Annotated in this window: 18 protein-coding genes; 12 read left to right on the forward strand and 6 right to left on the reverse strand. The window is 44.4% G+C overall.

The features are described 5' to 3' along the window. Positions 1–4 precede the first annotated feature (4 nt). The 3 genes from Q4592_RS09780 (at position 5) to Q4592_RS09790 (ending at position 3,331) form a co-directional block, all read left to right on the forward strand. Positions 5–1,123, forward strand: a complete 1,119-nt coding sequence (locus tag Q4592_RS09780; RefSeq protein WP_303512337.1) for a PilT/PilU family type 4a pilus ATPase — start codon at positions 5–7, stop codon at positions 1,121–1,123. Positions 1,124–1,141: 18 nt separating this feature from the next. Beyond that, a complete protein-coding gene (gene yaaA, locus Q4592_RS09785; RefSeq protein ID WP_303512339.1) occupies positions 1,142–1,921 on the forward strand; it encodes a peroxide stress protein YaaA in 780 nt (259 codons plus the stop codon). A gap of 669 nt (positions 1,922–2,590) precedes the next feature. Next, complete coding sequence (locus tag Q4592_RS09790) at positions 2,591–3,331, forward strand: OmpA family protein (protein WP_303512341.1); 741 nt, start codon at positions 2,591–2,593, stop codon at positions 3,329–3,331. Between the two features lie 65 nt (positions 3,332–3,396). On the opposite strand, the gene srmB is transcribed toward Q4592_RS09790, so the two are convergent. Beyond that, a complete protein-coding gene (srmB, locus tag Q4592_RS09795) occupies positions 3,397–4,653 on the reverse strand; it encodes an ATP-dependent RNA helicase SrmB (RefSeq protein WP_137674859.1) in 1,257 nt (418 codons plus the stop codon). Between the two features lie 97 nt (positions 4,654–4,750). Between srmB and Q4592_RS09800 the strand changes: the two genes are divergently transcribed. The 4 genes from Q4592_RS09800 to Q4592_RS09815 all read left to right on the forward strand — a co-directional run bounded on the left by Q4592_RS09800 (position 4,751) and on the right by Q4592_RS09815 (position 9,313). Continuing rightward, complete coding sequence (locus tag Q4592_RS09800) at positions 4,751–5,473, forward strand: tRNA1(Val) (adenine(37)-N6)-methyltransferase (protein WP_303512347.1); 723 nt, start codon at positions 4,751–4,753, stop codon at positions 5,471–5,473. 131 nt (positions 5,474–5,604) lie between these two features. Continuing rightward, positions 5,605–6,912, forward strand: a complete 1,308-nt coding sequence (brnQ, locus tag Q4592_RS09805) for a branched-chain amino acid transport system II carrier protein (RefSeq protein WP_303512350.1) — start codon at positions 5,605–5,607, stop codon at positions 6,910–6,912. Between the two features lie 196 nt (positions 6,913–7,108). After that, positions 7,109–8,476, forward strand: a complete 1,368-nt coding sequence (locus tag Q4592_RS09810; protein WP_303512352.1) for a methyl-accepting chemotaxis protein — start codon at positions 7,109–7,111, stop codon at positions 8,474–8,476. Between the two features lie 243 nt (positions 8,477–8,719). Then, entirely contained in the window at positions 8,720–9,313 is a 594-nt protein-coding gene (locus Q4592_RS09815) for a PEP-CTERM sorting domain-containing protein (protein WP_303512353.1), read from the forward strand. A 90-nt stretch (positions 9,314–9,403) separates the two neighbouring features. Here the strand turns inward: Q4592_RS09815 and fldB are convergent, their stop codons facing one another. Beyond that, on the reverse strand, positions 9,404–9,931 hold the full coding sequence (gene fldB / locus Q4592_RS09820) for a flavodoxin FldB (RefSeq protein WP_303512354.1): 528 nt from the start codon (positions 9,929–9,931) through the stop codon (positions 9,404–9,406). 93 nt (positions 9,932–10,024) lie between these two features. On the opposite strand from fldB, the gene xerD reads away from it, so the two are divergent. The 4 genes from xerD to trxC all read left to right on the forward strand — a co-directional run bounded on the left by xerD (position 10,025) and on the right by trxC (position 14,110). Continuing rightward, on the forward strand, positions 10,025–10,945 hold the full coding sequence (gene xerD / locus Q4592_RS09825; protein WP_303512355.1) for a site-specific tyrosine recombinase XerD: 921 nt from the start codon (positions 10,025–10,027) through the stop codon (positions 10,943–10,945). Between the two features lie 112 nt (positions 10,946–11,057). Next, a complete protein-coding gene (locus tag Q4592_RS09830) occupies positions 11,058–11,846 on the forward strand; it encodes a thioredoxin fold domain-containing protein (protein ID WP_303512358.1) in 789 nt (262 codons plus the stop codon). Between the two features lie 83 nt (positions 11,847–11,929). Next, the gene (recJ, locus tag Q4592_RS09835) at positions 11,930–13,651 is read left to right on the forward strand and encodes a single-stranded-DNA-specific exonuclease RecJ (RefSeq protein WP_303512361.1); all 1,722 of its coding nucleotides are present in this window, start codon (positions 11,930–11,932) and stop codon (positions 13,649–13,651) included. A 27-nt stretch (positions 13,652–13,678) separates the two neighbouring features. Further along, positions 13,679–14,110: a thioredoxin TrxC gene (gene trxC, locus Q4592_RS09840; RefSeq protein WP_303512364.1), complete on the forward strand. Its 432-nt coding sequence runs from the start codon at positions 13,679–13,681 to the stop codon at positions 14,108–14,110. Positions 14,111–14,165: 55 nt separating this feature from the next. Here trxC and Q4592_RS09845 read toward each other — a convergent pair whose 3' ends face one another. The 4 genes from Q4592_RS09845 to Q4592_RS09860 form a co-directional block, all read right to left on the reverse strand. Next, positions 14,166–15,170 (reverse strand): hypothetical protein, encoded by a 1,005-nt coding sequence (locus Q4592_RS09845; protein ID WP_303512368.1) that lies wholly within the window; start codon positions 15,168–15,170, stop codon positions 14,166–14,168. Between the two features lie 189 nt (positions 15,171–15,359). Beyond that, positions 15,360–15,581 (reverse strand): hypothetical protein, encoded by a 222-nt coding sequence (locus tag Q4592_RS09850; protein WP_137674870.1) that lies wholly within the window; start codon positions 15,579–15,581, stop codon positions 15,360–15,362. A 75-nt stretch (positions 15,582–15,656) separates the two neighbouring features. Then, positions 15,657–16,055 carry a hypothetical protein gene (locus Q4592_RS09855; RefSeq protein ID WP_303512373.1) on the reverse strand — a complete coding sequence of 133 codons (399 nt, stop codon included), beginning with the start codon at positions 16,053–16,055 and terminating at the stop codon, positions 15,657–15,659. Between the two features lie 55 nt (positions 16,056–16,110). Further along, on the reverse strand, positions 16,111–16,857 hold the full coding sequence (locus tag Q4592_RS09860) for an SDR family oxidoreductase (RefSeq protein WP_303512375.1): 747 nt from the start codon (positions 16,855–16,857) through the stop codon (positions 16,111–16,113). 190 nt (positions 16,858–17,047) lie between these two features. Here Q4592_RS09860 and Q4592_RS09865 point away from each other — a divergent pair, with 190 nt between their 5' ends. Beyond that, a complete protein-coding gene (locus Q4592_RS09865) occupies positions 17,048–17,443 on the forward strand; it encodes a heme-binding protein (protein WP_303512377.1) in 396 nt (131 codons plus the stop codon). Positions 17,444–17,740 lie beyond the last annotated feature (297 nt).

The following is a 17,740-nucleotide window of genomic DNA, read 5'->3' on the forward strand; positions in this document are numbered from 1 at the left end:
CACCATGTTTATTGATGAACTACTGAGTGATATGTCGGAGCGTAAAGCCTCCGATTTATACTTATCGGTTGGCGTTCCTCCTAGTGCAAAAGTGAGTGGTCGCTTAACACCGTTAAGCGAGCAAAAGCTCATGCCTGAAAATGTTATGGAAATGCTGGCGACCATTCGCACGCCCGCTCAAATTGAGGCATTTGAAAGCGGACGAGAGGCTAACTTTGCTATCGCCCGTAAAGGTTTGGGCCGTTATCGTGTGAGCGCATTTTTTCAGCGCGAACAGCCAAGTATGGTGATTCGTAGAATTGAAACCGATATTCCTAGCTTTGAGCAGCTTCAACTGCCACAAATTCTTAAAGAAGTGGGGATGTCTAAACGTGGTTTGATTCTGTTTGTAGGGGCAACAGGTGCCGGTAAATCAACTACTCAGGCGAGCATGATTGATTACCGCAACCACAATTCTAGTGGGCATATTCTTACCATTGAAGACCCAGTGGAATTTATGCACAAACATGCTGGTTGTATTGTTAATCAGCGAGAAGTGGGCATTGATACGCCGTCGTTTGAAGAAGCGTTGAAAAACTCGTTGCGCCAAGCGCCAGACGTTATTCTTATTGGTGAGATCCGTACTCGTGAAACCATGGAATTTGCCCTGCAGTTCTCTGAAACCGGCCATTTATGTATGGCGACCTTGCACGCCAACAACGCCAACCAAGCTTTAGACCGGATTATGCACCTTGTGCCTGAAGAGCGTCATCGCCAGTTATGTTTTGATTTGTCTTTTAACTTGCGAGCAATTGTGGCGCAGCAGTTAGTGCCAACCAAAGATGGTAATGGGCGCCGTGGTGTATTTGAAATCCTACTTAACACCCCATTGGCTGCAGATTTAATTCGTAAAGGCGACATGCATAAACTGAAAGAGCTCATGACTAAGTCGCGTGAACAGGGCATGTTAACCTTTGACCAAAGCTTGTTTGAACTCTATGAATCGGGTGTGATTGGCTATGCCGAGTCAATTGCGCACGCAGATTCGCCAAACGATTTACGCTTGATGATTAAATTGCATGGCTCTGAAAAATCGAATAACTTAGATGGCGGAATGTTAGATGGGGTAACCATCGATTTTTAAGGTCATTAAAGGAGCATTATGTTAGCCGTTATTTCACCCGCTAAAACCTTAGATTTTAGTTCAGAGTTAGCCAAGCAATCGCATACTCGCCCGGAGTTGTTAGAGCATAGTGCTGAGCTAATTGATGTGGCTAGGCAGTTAAGCCCGGCTGACATCTCTAGCTTGATGAAAATTAGCGATAAACTTGCTGGGTTAAATGCGGCTCGATTTGCTGAATGGAGCACTGAGCTACCGCAAGACTTGGCTCGCCAGGCTATTTTTGCGTTTAAAGGCGACGTTTATACCGGCTTAGATGCTTCCAGCTTAAGTGGCAAACAGCTGGATTATGCTCAGCAGCATTTACGTATATTGTCGGGTTTATATGGTTTGTTACGTCCGCTTGATTTGATGATGGCTTATCGCTTAGAAATGGGCATAAAGCTGACCAATGCTCGCGGTACTAATTTGTATCAGTTTTGGGGTGACATTATCACCAACAAGTTAAACCAGGCTTTAGCTGAACAAGGTGACAATGTGCTGGTGAACTTGGCGTCAAATGAGTACTTCAAGGCAGTAAAAACCAAGCAACTTGATGGCACGGTGATTACGCCGGTCTTTAAAGACCAAAAGAACGGCCAATACAAAATCATCAGCTTTTACGCGAAAAAAGCGCGCGGTTTAATGGCTCGCTACATGTTCGATAAGCAGGTGACTAGCTTGGAACAATTGAGTGATTTTGACTACCAGGGTTACTACTTTGATGAAGCGAGTTCTGATGCCAGCACTCTAGTGTTTCTGCGCGATGAAGCCCAGCAATAGTCATTCTCTTTTTTAGATGATAAAGCCTCATTTCTATGGGGCTTTTTTATACGTAAATCTTTACGGCGCCTCGCGAACATAGGTGAACTGTTTACGCTAAGGTTCGGTTTAACCAAGCTCGCGCCTATTGTTTGTAGCGTTCTCCAGCCCATCATTTTTTTAAAGCCCCATCTGCAAATTAGACAAACTCGTTATTCGCCATAGGGTCAGATAATCAAGCATAGTATTCGAAGGGGTTAAACTCTCGCGCTAAAGCGGAACCTAGAGATCGAACTTTCCTAAATGCGGGTTTGTCGCTACTGCGCAGTTAGTTGGACGGGATTACACGGTAGAAGAATTCTTCAGCAAGGTGTCACTAAAAGCTTCTATAGATATTAATGAATTGTTATTTGCTCACCGTTATTTTGATTTCGCTTATGATCTACGCAGCTGCTCTGCTACTGGTATAAGCCCTGATGGCGAGTCGCTAAAGGCCTCTGTTGGAGTTAGTTGATCGACTTAACAAAACCACCTTATTGATTTTAACCTTAAATTCACTTGAGCTTTTACTCCAGCCCTGCCAATATCAAAAGTAGCGGCCGGAGAGCAGCTTTTTTTGGTAAATAACTGACTTATTTTTTACTCAAGGTAATCGACAAGAATCGTCGAGCAAGGCCATATGGAGATAATATGAAAAATAAGATTGCAGTGATATTGGCGCTAGTTGGCGCAACCACCTTGGCAGGGTGTTCAAGTCCTCCTGAAGGAGATGTTAGAGTATTGTGTCCCATTATTGGCGGCGCGTTTGGTTCTGTTGCTGGCGGAGGAGGCATGGTTGGTGGTGTTATCGCCGGTGCCTTAATATGTTCAAACCCTGATTTAGACGGCGACGGCGTGGCCAACAGTATTGATGAGTGTCCAGACACACCTGCTGGTGCAAAAGTTGATGAACGTGGCTGTGAAATTGTAGAAGAAGTTATCGTTGAAGAAATTGTTGTTGAAGAAGTCGTCATTGAAGAAGTCGCGGTAGTGGCTGTTGCAGCAGCGGTTTTAATCCCCGAATCTTGTGAGCAATATGTTTTGGTTGAAGACAACAAAATAATGAGCTTTGAACACATTTTGTTTGGCTTTAATAAAGATGAATATCATCACGACGAGCAACATAAAGTAGAGTGTATTGCTAAAACCGTGATTGCCAATGACCTCAAAATTGATGCGGTTGGTTATACCGATAACATTGGTGACCCAGGTTACAATATAGAATTAAGTAATCGCCGTGCTCATAACGTGGGTGTAGCGTTATTGGCTGCCGGTGTCACTAGGGATGCTGCAGTTGAAGAAGGTAAAGGTATTGCCGCTCCCATTGCTAGTAATGCAACTGAAGAAGGACGCGCGCATAACCGAAGAGTGGAAGTACGCGTATACCATTAACATTACTGCTCTCTTAAATACAAAAAGCCACGCATAGCGTGGCTTTTTTAGTGGCTGGCTAAGGCTTACTTTTTGGCTTTTTTGGCCAGCTTTTTAGCTCGTCCCTTAGCCTTCTTCTTAGCCGCTTTTTTAGCCTCTACTGTTTTTGGCTTTTTCTTCTTGGCTGGTGGCGCTGCAACACGATGTGTCGGGCGCAAGCTGTCAATCACGCGGCGTTTAATCGGTTCATCGGTATAGCGCTCTGCTTTGGCTAACGCACCCATATCATGCGCTTCGATTAGGTTTACAGCCATGCCTTTACGACCTGCGCGAGCGGTACGGCCAATGCGGTGTACATATACGTCTGGTGTACGAGGCATGTCGTAGTTAAATACGTGGCTAATCTCTGGCACGTCTAAACCGCGGGCTGCCACATCAGTGGCAATAAGGATCTTCACTTCGCCGTCTCGGAAGGCTTGCATCGCTTGGTTACGTTTGTCTTGAGCCATTTCACCACGCAAGTAAGACGCTTTAATGTCGTCACTTTGCAGTTGCTCCGCTAGTGCATATAGGCGGTCACGGGTTTTTACAAAAACCACACAACGCTCGATTTCTTCGTTGAGTAGGTAATGACGTAATAATTGGTATTTGTGGGCGGCATCATCGCAAAAGTGCAATATTTGATGAATTTTAGCGCGTTCGCGACGCGGTGAATCTACTTCAATTTGCTCAGGGTCTTCCATTACTTTTTCAGCAAAACGTAACAAACCTGAACCTTCTAACGTGGCAGAGAATAGCGCGGTTTGGCCTCGTTCACTGGTTGCATCACTAATGGTTTCCATGTCTTTAATGAAGCCCATATCGAGCATGCGGTCGGCTTCATCAAGAATGAGAACTTCAATGGCTTGGGTATCAAACACCTTGTAGGTGATGTACTCCATTAAACGGCCCGGCGTGGCAATAACAATATCAATGTTGCCTTTAAGCTGCTCGGCGTGTACATCGTATTTAACTCCACCGGTAATATCGATGGTAGTCAGATTGGTGTGAGCAGTGGCTAAACGTGCCTGCTCGGCAACCTGCATAGCAAGTTCGCGAGTAGGAGTTAAAATCAGTACTCGCCCTGGGCCTGCTTTACGGCGCGGGTAATCCAGCAAGTGCTGAATAGCCGGCAGTAAAAATGCCAAGGTTTTACCGGTGCCTGTAGGGGCGCTAGCCAATACATCTCGACCATCAAGCATAGCTGGGATCGTTTGCTGTTGGACCATCGTCGCTTTTTGCAAGCCCATGTCGCTTACAGCGGCTAATATTTGTGAGTCTAGGTCGAGGTCTTCAAAGGTCATAAATCTACCAAGTTGTCAGGCGCCATCGACTTGAACCAAAAGCGCGGGTCATTTACATTCGCGGCATAGTATAGCGCCAAACAGGGGCAAGCAAGAAGTGATCGAACACAATCAACGACCAGGTTTTACTTTTAAGCAGTTTCATGTGGCTCATGATCAAACCGCAATGAAGGTGGGAACCGATGGGATCCTGTTAGCTGCTTGGTCGCCTCTGCATAATATTAAGCGTGTTTTAGATGTAGGAACTGGCACTGGGCTGATTAGTTTAATCTTGGCCCAGCGATTGGCTGGTGAGGTGGTTATTAATGCCATCGATATCGAAGCCGATGCTTGTTCTCAAGCCCAACAAAACGTAGCACATAGTCCTTGGCCCTTGGCGGTTAATGTTCAATTACAAAGTATGCAAAACCATCAGAGCGCGCAGAGCTACGATTTGGTTATTTCTAACCCACCATATTTTTCGGCTGGGCAAGTGTTTGAAGAAAAACGCCAACAAGCTAGGCATAGCGGTAGTTTAAATGCCCAGGCGTTTTTTGCTGCGCTAGCAAAATTAGCCCATCAACACACTCAACTGGCGGTGATCCTACCTTGTGACGTGGCCGAGCAATGGCTGCGTTTAGCTGAATTGGATGATTGGCATTTAGCGAGGCGTGCTCAAGTTCATTCTTTCACCAATAAGCCAGCTATTCGCAGTATGTTGTTACTTACTAAATCACCGGTTTCGTGTTGCCAGCAAGAGCAAATTCTTATCTATCAACAAGATAAAAGCTACTCTACTCAGTTCGTTAATCTCTGTAGGGATTTGTACCTTAAAATGTGATTTTTGTTGGTGTTGAGTTGGATCAATTATCATTAATGTAGTTCGATATACTGGTTTTATGTTTAAAAGCCATGCTATATACTTCTCTGCTTAAAATTATAAATGATTGCAATCTACAACGAGGAATACACGTGACCAAAGCACTTGGATCATGGAACACAATTAGTTTAGGGATGATGGTATTTGCCTTCTTTTTAGGCGCGGGTAACTTAATTTTTCCACCTATGGCGGGCATGTTAGCTGGCGATAACTTGCTGTTATCGATGCTTGGATTTTTAGTGACAGCGGTAGGTTTGCCATTGCTAGGCTTGTTGGCAATTGCCAAAGCTGGCGGTGGCATTGTTCATCTAGGTCGTTATTTGCCAAGTAAAGTGGCCAATGCTATCGCACTGGCTATTTATTTAGTGTTAGTGCCAATGTTTGGTATTCCTCGTACCTGTTTAGTGGCCTATGAGCTAGGTTTTGTACCTTTGGTGGAAAGCGCTAGCCAGCTAACCTTAATTGGCTACTCTCTGTTTTACTTTGTCGCAGCACTATTCTTTATTTTACGTCGTGGCGGTTTGATCGACACCGTAGGTAAAATTATTACGCCGCTGTTGGTTATTTGTATCGCAGTGATTGGTGTGAGTGTATTTAGTGCACCGTTTGCCGAAATCGCCTCGGCTCAACAAAACTTTGCTTATATGCCATTTGGTCAAGGCTTTATCGATGGTTACAACACCATGGATGCCTTGGCTGCCCTAATGTTTGGTGTATTGATGATTGATGCGCTAAATGGCAAAGGTGTATCGGGTAAGTCTGAGCAATTTGGTTACTTGGTTAAAGCCAGTTTAATTGCCGCAGTGGGACTCACTTTGTTTTATGTAGTGCTGTTCTACTTAGGCGCAACCGCTACTGGTGTAGCGCCAGAGGCTAAAAACGGTGGCGAAATCATTGTTGCCTATGTTGGCGTGCTATTTGGTGCCAAAGGACAGTTTCTATTGTCTACAGTGGTTGGCTTAGCTTGCTTCACCACCGCTATTGGTGGTATTTCTTCGTTTTCTACTTATGTGAGTGACAATACCAAAATCTCATACAAGCTCACGGCTATTCTAACGGCAGCGTGTTGTGCGCTGGTTGCTAACATTGGTTTGAATCAACTATTGGTTGTGTCTATTCCTATTCTGATAGGTATTTACCCGGTTGCAGTAGCATTGATTGCCTTTAATCTTTTAGTGGATTGGTTTAATCGCCCACAAATGGCGGCTCGTTTAATTATTGGTGTAGCCGCTATTTTTGGGGTACTGGATGCGATTAAAGCGGCAGGCGTAAATATGGATGCCTTTAATGTACTGCCTGGTTTCTCACAAGGTTTTGCTTGGTTACTACCCACTCTAGCAGCGGTAATGGTTAGCGTATTTGTTCGCGATAGCAAACAACAAGTGGTTGAAACCGCTTAATTGTTAAAGCGCTAGCAGCCCTGCTGGCGCTTTAGTTCTACTTATTCATCATAAAAAATCAACACAATCGGTTAGCTTACGATTTTTTTGTTTGTCTTATCTCATTAGCTGAACGGCGAGATCTCGCATTCATTCAGCACGGGTCATAACATGGATGATCATTAATTGCGCAGTGCAATACAAAATGGAGTTTGTCATGAAAGAAGTCCCATTTAGATGGATCGATCGCTATAACATTCATTTAAAGTTACAGGAGAAATTCCTGTTAATGTTTGCCTTCCCCATGTTGGCCTTGGTGGCCATTTTGCTGATTGTATCAAGTAATTTTGAACAGCATTTGGCGCAGGTACATTTGCAAGAAGCGCAATTGCTAAGCCAAGTGATTCAAGCCGAACCAGAGCAACTACGCAGCGTGTTATCGCGTGCGGGATATTCGTTACGGCAAAATACAGTGACCTCACAACACGACGATACCTCAATATTTGATTTGTTTTCGGGATTTCAGTACGCCAGTATCGCGGCCATTTTATTTGTGGCGGGTTTGCTGTTTTATTACATCATGACCTTTATTGGTGGGGCGATGTACCAAATACACAACGCCCTAGATATGCTGGCCAAAGGTGACTTAACCTATCGTTTAAACTATTTCCCAGTACGTGATGAATTTAGCTCTATCGCCATCATTATTGATAAAGTCGCAGAGCGCGAGCATCAACTGGTAAGCGAAACCAATGCCACCAATGGCTTGGTAAAGCAGCTTTGCGAGCAACTAAGCAGTACCAGTGAACAATGCAACAGCCTTAGTGTTCAGCAGCAAGACAGGGTTGACTCGCTGGCCAGTGCTATTGAGCAAATGGTGGTGACAATTCGCAACGTTGCCGCAAACGCTAATGATACCGCCGAGCAAACCGACCAAGCTAATCAAGCCACTAGTGATGGGCAACAAAAAGTTGAGCTAACCGTAGACGCCATTGAGCACCTAATGAATGACGTGCAACGGGCGGAACAAGCGGTAACTCAGCTAGAACAGCGCACGCAAGATATTGGCGCGGTGGTCACCACTATTAACTCTATTTCAGAGCAAACCAATCTACTGGCCTTAAATGCGGCTATTGAAGCGGCACGAGCTGGCGAGCAAGGCCGCGGATTTGCGGTGGTGGCCGATGAGGTACGTAGTTTAGCTGGGCGCACCCAACAAGCTACGGTAGAGATTCAATCGATGATTGAAGAGCTGCAATCTACCAGTTCCGGTTTAAGTTCTACAGTGAAAGAAAGTGTGCAGCGCGGCGAAACCAGCAAAGAGATGATGGGCGGGGTGCACCAAACTATTGCTGATATTCACCAGCGTACTGATATGGTCTCGGCAAAAATTTCTGAGATTGCTACCGCTTCCGAAGAACAAGGTGCGGTAGCGACAGGCATTTCGGACGATACTCACCAGTTGCGTGATCAAACGGTGTTGGTGACCGAACTCGTTCAAGGTTCAGACCAAGCGATTAAGTCTTTGTTAGAACAAGTCGAAGTGCTGGAACTACTGACTAAAGAGCTAAATATTAAGCGCTAAGGTTTATTTAGGTAGGGTATCTGGTTAACTGTTCTTGCACGATAAAGCTTTGAGTTACATATATTTATAATTTAAATCTTATTAAAGCCGGTTAAATGTGTCGGCTTTATTTACATTTTTAGTGATATGATATTCGAAATAATCTTAACCTACTGATTAATTTGAATATTTGCGGATGGTCTGTTTTTTGCTTTAGCCTGCGATGAATATATAAAATATGATGTTACTTTAGGATAATTATCAATGACTAAGCTGTTCCCTTTATTGTTTCTAACTTTGTTTGCCAATCAACTAAGTGCCACTATCTTATCATTCGAAGATATACCTGGCGGTAGTGTGCAAAACCAATACGGGCATGCCCAAACTTACAAAGGTTTTAACTTCTCTAGCACTCTAGACTGGTTAGATTTAGAAGGTTCTAGTTGGAATTATGGCGCTAAAAGCGGTGAATTTGGTATGCTAAATAACCGTGGTGGTGTGGGCGTTATTACAGAACAAAATGGTGCAGATTTTACTTTTGATGGCCTTTGGGCGAAGAAATGGGCTACAGGTAAAGAATCTGGCGGCGCAGACTCTTCGTTTGGTGTATTGCAAGGTTACAATAATGGTGTGTTAGCGTGGACTGTTGATACTAGTTTAAATGGTAGTTATGAGTACTATAGCGCTCAAACAGGCTTGATCGATGAGTTACGCTTGGGTTTTGGTGGTATCTTTTTAGTTGATGATATTGTGCTAAATGAAGACGTTCCTGCAACAGTTTCTGAGCCTGCAAGCTTGGCTATTTTTGGTTTAGGTTTGGTGGGGCTTGGTTTTGCTCGAAAGCGTAAAGTAAACTAATTTATATTAGGTGAACATCAAATGCCCTGATAGCTGTCAGGGCATTTTTATGTTTGGAGTAGTAAGCTTCTAACGAGCATTGGCTTAGGTTTAGGCTAACTGTTTCAGTTCTTCTTTCAGCTGCTCACACCATTGATGAATGCGTTCATCACTTTGTTCAAACTGGTGTTCGTCGTCTAGCGCTAAACCATAGAAGAATTCTCCGTCTTCAGTAAGCGCTTTAGAGGCTTCAAATTCGTAACCTTGGTTTGGCCAAAAGCCAATAAAGTTTGCGCCAGAAGGGGCTAATTGCTCAAACAACATGCCCATTGCATCTAAAAACCATTCGCTGTAACCAATTTGATCACCCAAGCCAAACAGGGCGATGGTTTTGTTTTTTAAATCTAGGCCTTCAAGGTTGTCCCATACCGCTTCCCAATCTTCCTGTAATTCGCCATAATCCCAGGTAGAAATACCGAGGATAAGTAGCGAATAATCACTCATTTGCTGCACGTCGCAATCTTTGATGTTGAATACATCAAGGTTGTGCTCAGCAAATTCAGCTTGAATCTTTTCAGCTGCCATTTCGGTGTAACAGGTAGAAGAGCCGTAGAACAGGCCAATGCGCATGCTATGCATCCTTTAAAGCGTTGGAGAGTGCGCGGGCAGTGTACCAAAAGCCTTTAGTAACACCAATATGCTAAGTCTTAGCTTTGTAATGTAGTGAGCGAAATGCCAAGTAAGCAAGTTAAACCAAAAGCCAGCAAAATAGATAATCCGCATATCAACCGTTTTATCGAGCAACTGTGGTTTGAGCATAGCCTTGCAGAAAATACCCTTAATTCCTACCGAAACGATCTTAACCAGCTTGCCTGTTATTTACAGGGCAAACAGCTTGCGATTGAATTAGCTGAAGCATTGGATTTGCAAGGGTTTATCGCTTCCCGATTTGAGTTAGGTCAAAAGCCTGCTAGTGCGGCTAGGCAGTTATCTACCATGCGGCGTTTTTATCGTTTTTTACTGCAGGATAAAATCCGCACCAACGACCCTTGTGCATTGCTGGTACAGCCCAAGCTGGAGAAGAAGCTCCCTGGCACCTTAAGTGAAAGTGAAGTTGAAGCCTTGTTAGATGAGCCGCAACTCGATGATCCGATTCAGCATAGAGACTTAGCCATGTTAGAGGTTTTGTATGCCACTGGCTTGCGTGTTACCGAGTTAGTGAGTTTACAAATAGAACAGGTGAGTTTGCGCCAAGGTTTAGTCAGAGTTGTAGGCAAGGGCGGTAAAGAACGTTTAGTGCCTTTAGGTGAACAGGCTGTCGATGTATTAGAGCGCTATTTAAAACACGCCCGCCCAATGTTACTTAAACAAGAGAGTGACGTATTGTTTCCTAGCTTGCGTGGTAGCCAAATGACTCGGCAAACTTTTTGGCATCGCATTAAGCGTTATGCGAGTTTGGCGGGTATAAATAGTCATTTGTCGCCGCATACCTTGCGTCATGCATTTGCTACCCACTTGTTGAATCATGGTGCTGATTTGCGTGTGGTACAAATGCTGTTAGGCCATAGCGATTTGTCTACTACGCAAATCTACACCCATGTTGCTAATGAGCGTTTACGCTCGGTGTACCAGCAGCATCATCCGCGCGCTTAAACGTGCTAGTAACCGCTTTGTAATTAAAATTTTTGCATTTAAGCCATAGAGACGGTAAGTTTTGCTGTGTTTGCACGGTCTGCTTAAACACCCCTAATTCGGAGAAGATTTAATGAAATTATCCAAGGCCTTACTGTTGTCGATGAGTTTATTCGGCCTGAGCCTAAATAGCGCGTGGAGTGAAGACGCAGCCCAGTTAAGCGCTGTTAAACTAGATACCAGTAAAACCCAACATGTCATTGAAGCACGTTTAGGGGTGAGTGTTGACTCTATTGCTGAAACGCCGCTGGCGGGTATTTATGAAGTAGCCACCAGCCAAGGTTTATTTTACGTAAGCTCAGACGGAAACTATTTATTGCAAGGTAGCTTGTTTGATTTGGTGAATCGGGTAAACCTAACCGACCAAAGTATGTCTAATGTGCGTTTAACGCAACTGGCTAGCTTTGAAGATGACATGATCGTATTTAAAGCTAAGGATGAAAAACACGTTATTACGGTGTTTACCGATACGAGTTGTGGCTATTGTCGTAAGCTGCATAACGAGCTTTATACTTATAGAGATAAGAACCCAGAAACCAATAAAGTGGAAGACCTTCCAGGTTACACCGACTTGGGTATTACCGTTCGTTACTTAGCTTTCCCGCGTGGTGGAGTGGAGTCACCAGTGTATGGTGAAATGCAAAGCGTATGGTGCGCCGATGATAAAACAGCCGCTATGAGCGCGGCTAAAAATGGTAGCAACGTAGCACGTAGTAGCTGCGATAATACGGTATTAAAACAGTATCAATTAGGCGAAGCCTTTGGAGTGCGTGGCACGCCAGCTATGGTATTGGAAGATGGCACTATGTTACCAGGCTACCGCCCACCCGCTGCTTTGCTTGAGTATTTAGAGCGCGGCTAAACATTAAGCGCCTATAATTGGGCTCCTGCTTTTTAATTAGAGCGGAGCCTTTTTTATTTACTTCAAAAAAGAGTAAACCAACCGTGTTATTACGCCGCAGAGAAGACCTAGATACCCAAGCATTACCCAAAGACTGGCCAGAGCTGATAAAGCAGGTTTATGTACGCCGTGGCGTAAAAACCGCAGCCGATGTAGAACGTCGAGCGCAAGCTTTGTTGCCGTTTCAAGGTTTACAAGGCATGGATGATGCGGTGAATTTACTCATCGAAAACCTCAACGTAAGAAAGAAGATAGTGATTGTGGGCGACTTTGATGCCGATGGCGCTACCAGTACCGCGCTATTAATGGCGGGCTTGCCACAATTTGGTTTTCGTCCGGTAGACTTTTTAGTGCCTAATCGTTTTGAGTATGGCTATGGCTTAAGCCCTGAGATTGTAGAGTTGGCTGCCGCTAAGGGCGCCGAGCTTATCATTACCGTTGATAATGGCATTTCGAGTATTAGCGGTGTAGAAAAAGCCAGCGTCTTGGGGATCCCGGTATTAATTACCGATCACCACTTACCTGGGGAGCAACTCCCCAAAGCAGCAGCGATTGTTAACCCTAATTTGTCGGCTTGTGCTTTTCCTAGTAAAAATTTAGCCGGTGTGGGCGTTGCTTTTTATTTGCTAATGGCGCTGCGCAGCAAAATGCGTGAACAAGATTTGTTTGCAAAACAAGGTTTGCAAGAACCTAACATTGCCAGCCTATTGGATTTGGTGGCGCTTGGCACAGTAGCTGATGTAGTGCCTTTAGACAGCAATAACCGTATTTTGGTACACCAAGGCTTGCAGCGTATTCGAGCGGGTGCATGTCGCCCGGGCATTCAAGCCTTAATAGAAGTGTCTGGCAGAAATAAAGCCAATATGGTGGCCAGTGATTTAGGATTCGCTATTGGTCCACGTTTAAATGCAGTTGGTCGTTTAGATGACATGAGCTTGGGTATTCACTGCTTACTGAGTGACGATATTCACCATGCTCGCCAGTTAGCCAGCGAAATGGATAGCCTGAACAGCGAGCGTAAAGATATTGAACAAAGCATGCAGCAGGAAGCGCTGGTTAGTGTGAACGAGCTGAGCTTAGATGCAGAATCATTACCTAAAGCCTTGTGTTTATATCAAGCAGATTGGCACCAGGGTGTGGTGGGATTGGTGGCTTCGCGTATTAAAGAAAAGTATTACCGCCCAGTGTTTGCGTTTGCCGATGGCGATAATGGCGAGGTGAAAGGCTCGGGTCGCTCCGTTGCGGGGGTTCATTTACGTGATTTGTTAGAGCGTATCGACACTCAGAATCCTGGTTTAATTAGCAAGTTCGGTGGCCACGCTATGGCGGCGGGTTTATCTCTCCCGCAAGCGCGCTTTGCTGAGTTTAAAGCGTGCTTAGAAAATACCGCGAAAGATTTTATAGATGAAGAGTGTCTTACTCATATGCTGCTTAGTGATGGCGAGCTGCTACCCGAGCAATTGGTATTAGGCTTTGCCGAAATGCTCAGAGAATCAGGTCCTTGGGGACAAGGTTTTCCTGAGCCATTATTTGATGGCGAATTCGAGCTTTGTGCGCAACGGGTAGTAGGCGAGAAACACTTAAAAATGAGTGTAAAGCTACCCGGCATGTCGCAAGAAATAGATGCTATAGCATTTAATGTGGATCGAAGTATTTGGCCAAATGCCAGCCTAAAACAGGTGCAGTTGGTTTACAAATTAGATGTAAATGAGTTTCGAGGGCGCCGTAGTGTGCAGTTAATGGTTGAACATTTAGCGCCACTGTAAGTTGCTCGTTATTGGAGAATGAAATAAATGTCTGAATCACTCATCGTTATTTGCCCTAGCTGTAACGCAGGTAATCGCTTGCCTCAATCACGTATTGGCGAACAGGCTAAATGTGGAAAATGCAGTGAAGCCTTATTTAAGGGCGAACCGATAGATACTGATGAAGCAGGTTTTGCACGCCATATTGGTGGCGAGTTACCTGTTATCGTCGACTTTTGGGCACCTTGGTGTGGCCCATGTAAAAGTATGGCTCCAGCCTACGAACAAGTGGCTAAGCAGTTTGCTCACCAAGCACAGTTTTTAAAAGTGAATACTGAAGAGCAACAAGCCTTAGCGCAGCGCTATCAAATTCGCTCTATTCCCACATTGATGTGCTTTAAAAGTGGTAAGCTGCTCGGACAACAAGCAGGGGCTTTACCTGCCCAAGCTATGCAGCAATGGATTGAGCAGTTTGTGTAATGAGTCAAAGCTGTATCTAGATAAAATGCCCAGCACATCGCTGGGCATAGTTTAGTTAGTTGGTCGTTAAGTTATGAAGGTGAGTGATGGCTTTAATCGCATTATCGAAAGAAAAGGCAACATTGGGCTCGGCGAGCAAAAGTGTTTCTAAGCTTTCGGGCTCTACTAATACAGCTTGGTGAATAGCACCATTGTAATCAATTAGGGCCCAGTCTATTGCCATGTAAGCGCCCGCATACTCGTAGGGAGAGTTAATTCTTACAATAGCTAAATTAGCTACCGTGTCATGTTTTACTGTCCAGCGACTATCACCTATCTCGATGGTATCGTCGTCTATCAACACGTAGTTAACTTGCCCAGGAAGAATTAATTCAGCAATTTTCTCTAAAGTTTTTCCCTCGATAGAGCCATTGCTGATGAAGCTATCTTCGTCACTGACATCTACCATAATCAAGGGAACAGTAGGATAAGACACCATTTTGTAGCCATATCCTGCAAAGTTAGCGTCATCCCAGGTCCAGGGGACATCGCTAATGTTTAGCGCTGCATTTAATGCGCCTTGTTTAGATAGATCAACTTGCTCTGCGTAGATTTTAAAATTCACGTCCAAAATAGCACTGGATACTAACAAGTAATCATCAACCACTTGCATGTCATCGCCGTCATTAAAGAACTCTGTTTCAGGAAGAATATTCCATGATGTTCCATTCCAAACATTTGAGGTAAGTGAGCTTGTCTCCGACTGCTGCTCTTTAAAAGTGTTGTCACTCATCGAATAAGCAATGGAGTAAGGCTGAGGATCTTGGGCAAACACTTCGATATTGATGGTATCTTCATCAAAGTGGTTGAGCGGATCGTTGGAGACGTTAGCGATGTAGCTTTCATCCCAGCTTAATATCTGTTGGTACTGCTCTAAGCTCAATCTGCTAGGTGAAAACTCACCAGGAGTAGTCGGAGGCGTAGTGGGTTTGTTTGCGATTGGCGTTCCATCATCACCTCGGCCACATCCTGCCAAGGTCAAACTGATTGCTATCGTTATGGCACTTAAGGTTTTATTCATGTTTATTCCGTTAATACTTCGAATGACGTCATTGTTTTAGATTCGAAAAACGCACGATAATGACATAAAGCTCATTAGCTGGTCTGTTGTTTTGTAAGATGGTTAGTGGTGGCGTTATGTGAGGCGATAGAACTAGGCGAGATTACAAAAATGGGCTTATAAGTAAGTGACTTAGCAGCGACAGACTAACTATTGGCTATTGTTTTTCATTAGCAGCAAGGTCAGTACTATTTTACTCGGTACCATTAGTAATAAACCCAGACCAATAGTAACGGCGATAATCTGCACACCACGAACGCCCATTGATACGCTAATGTTGGAAAATAGTGCTAAACCCACGCCCAGTATCACTAACGCTAAACCTATAGCGATTACGATATACAACAAATATGTCCAAGCCTTTTGAGTCATTGCTAGTGTCTATGGTTTGAGCGATGACGACTATTATTGAGCAGTAAAATTTGGTGTGCTTTGCGCTAGCGCAGGCTAAGGCTGATTACTTACAACCTCAAATTTCCCCTTGCTGCTTATGGTATCTAATACTGCAATGTTGTCTTGCCATAATAGCTTCCCTTCTACTCGCCAGCGGGAGTTTAAGTTTGGATTGCTGGCCGCTGGAGCGATAATAATCACCGAGAGAGCTTGGTTGGGTAAAACTTTAGCATGTATATAGAGGGTATTGTCTTGCAATGGGCTGATACCTTTCACCACAATGCTTCCTTCTGCCCAAGCTGCAGTTTGACTGTTTAGTGCTTGCTCTAGGGCTAGTTTAGGGAGTTTCTTAAATGGGCTGGCTGGGGCCCAAGTGTAGTAGCAAAACAAAGCAATTAATAAGGCTAATACAAAAGGGATGCGTTTATCGATGACTCGAGGATCTTTTACCATTTTTCTCACTTATAACGTCATATTACTTAGTCCAGCATAACTGGGTTTTAGGCACTTAGCGCCCACCTGTTACATCCAAAATACTACCAGTTACGTAAGACGCTTTATCTGAAATAAGCCAAGCGATCGCTTCGGCTATTTCTTCTGGCTCGCCGCCTCGCTGTAGTGGAATTGCACTTCTTAATCGCTCAATACGATTTGGCTCGCCACCATCTGCATGCATTTCTGTGTGTATAAACCCAGGACGAACACCATTTACGCGTATTGCTTGCTCGGCTAATTCGAGAGATAAGCCTTTGGTTAGCGTATCTATGGCACCCTTGCTTGCTGCATAGTCAATGTATTCAAAAGGCGAACCTACACGAGCCGCAGCTGAAGATACATTAACAATGCTTCCTCCAGATCCGCCATGGTTAGTTCCCATTCTTTTAATCGCGTATTTACAGCACATGAATGCACTCGTGACATTAACGCTAAAAAGCTGATTAATTCGCTGAGCGGTCATTGCTTCAAGCCGCATTTGAGGAAACAACATTGCGGCGTTGTTGACTAGCGCGTTGATTGGCCCAAGTTGCTGGTCAATGTGATTAAACAGTTGCTCAACTTGGTGTTCATCACTGATGTCCGCTCTTACCGCAATGGCGGTACCTCCAGTAGATTGAATACGTTCTACGACCTCTAATGCTGCGGCTTGGTTTTTCTTATAGTTGATACATACTGAATAGCCTTGTTCAGCGAGCAAACATGCCGTGGCTGCGCCTATCCCTCTGCTCGAACCTGTAACCAAAGCAACCTTGCTCATCCATGCTCTCCTTCGCTTCAACACTTTATTCTATGCTAGCAAGCTTAACACCTTAACTGAATAGCGTTACTGCTCGTATTAAGTGGCGAACCTTCGAACTATTGTGCGAGATATTTGAGTGTGAAGCATTGGTTTTAAGCCTAAACCTTTCTAGACTCAAGCCACTTATTGTTACTTGAAGAGATTAATTATGGATATTACCTTTGACCTTGCCCGTGCATTAACTGAAAAAGCTTTAGGCCTTGCTGGTGAGAAACAAGCAAATATTGCGGTAGCAGTAGTAGATGCACATGGTGAGTTAGTGAGTTTCGCCCGTATGGATGGTGTCGCATTTCATGCCGCGGTGTTGGCTCAGAATAAAGCCTATACGTCGGCGCGTGATCGCCAACCTACCGCCAATTTAGCTGCTTGGGCTCAAGAAACCGGCAAAGATATGGGCTATTGGAGTGATGCTCGTTTTACAGGTATTCAGGGCGGCGTGCCAATTTATCTGGATGATCAAGTGGTTGGAGCGCTAGGTATTAGTGGTATGAGTGAGCAAGATGACGCTACCTTAGCTCAAACCGCAATCGATGCCTGCGTTTAATTCAGATCAAACTTTTGTCACGAAGCGCAGATCTTTGATTTGCGCTATTGATTAATCTCTCATATTATTCCCCGTTAATCTTATCCGTCAACTCGCCTATAGATTGTCTTAAAGGCGTAATAGGCTTGAGTAATAGTCCTTAATCTTAGTGAGTTTTAAGGTTTACTTTTCTTTAACACTTGAGAAACGTAGGTTTACCTATAGCTTAGTCATTTTATTTGGATACAAAGTGGCAACAGCTTTGCTTGGTTAGATTAGGCATTTAGCTGCCCACTTATTGGGCATGGCTGCTTTGGT

This window comes from Agarivorans sp. 1_MG-2023 (assembly GCF_030548385.1).
Lineage (GTDB): Bacteria > Pseudomonadota > Gammaproteobacteria > Enterobacterales > Celerinatantimonadaceae > Agarivorans.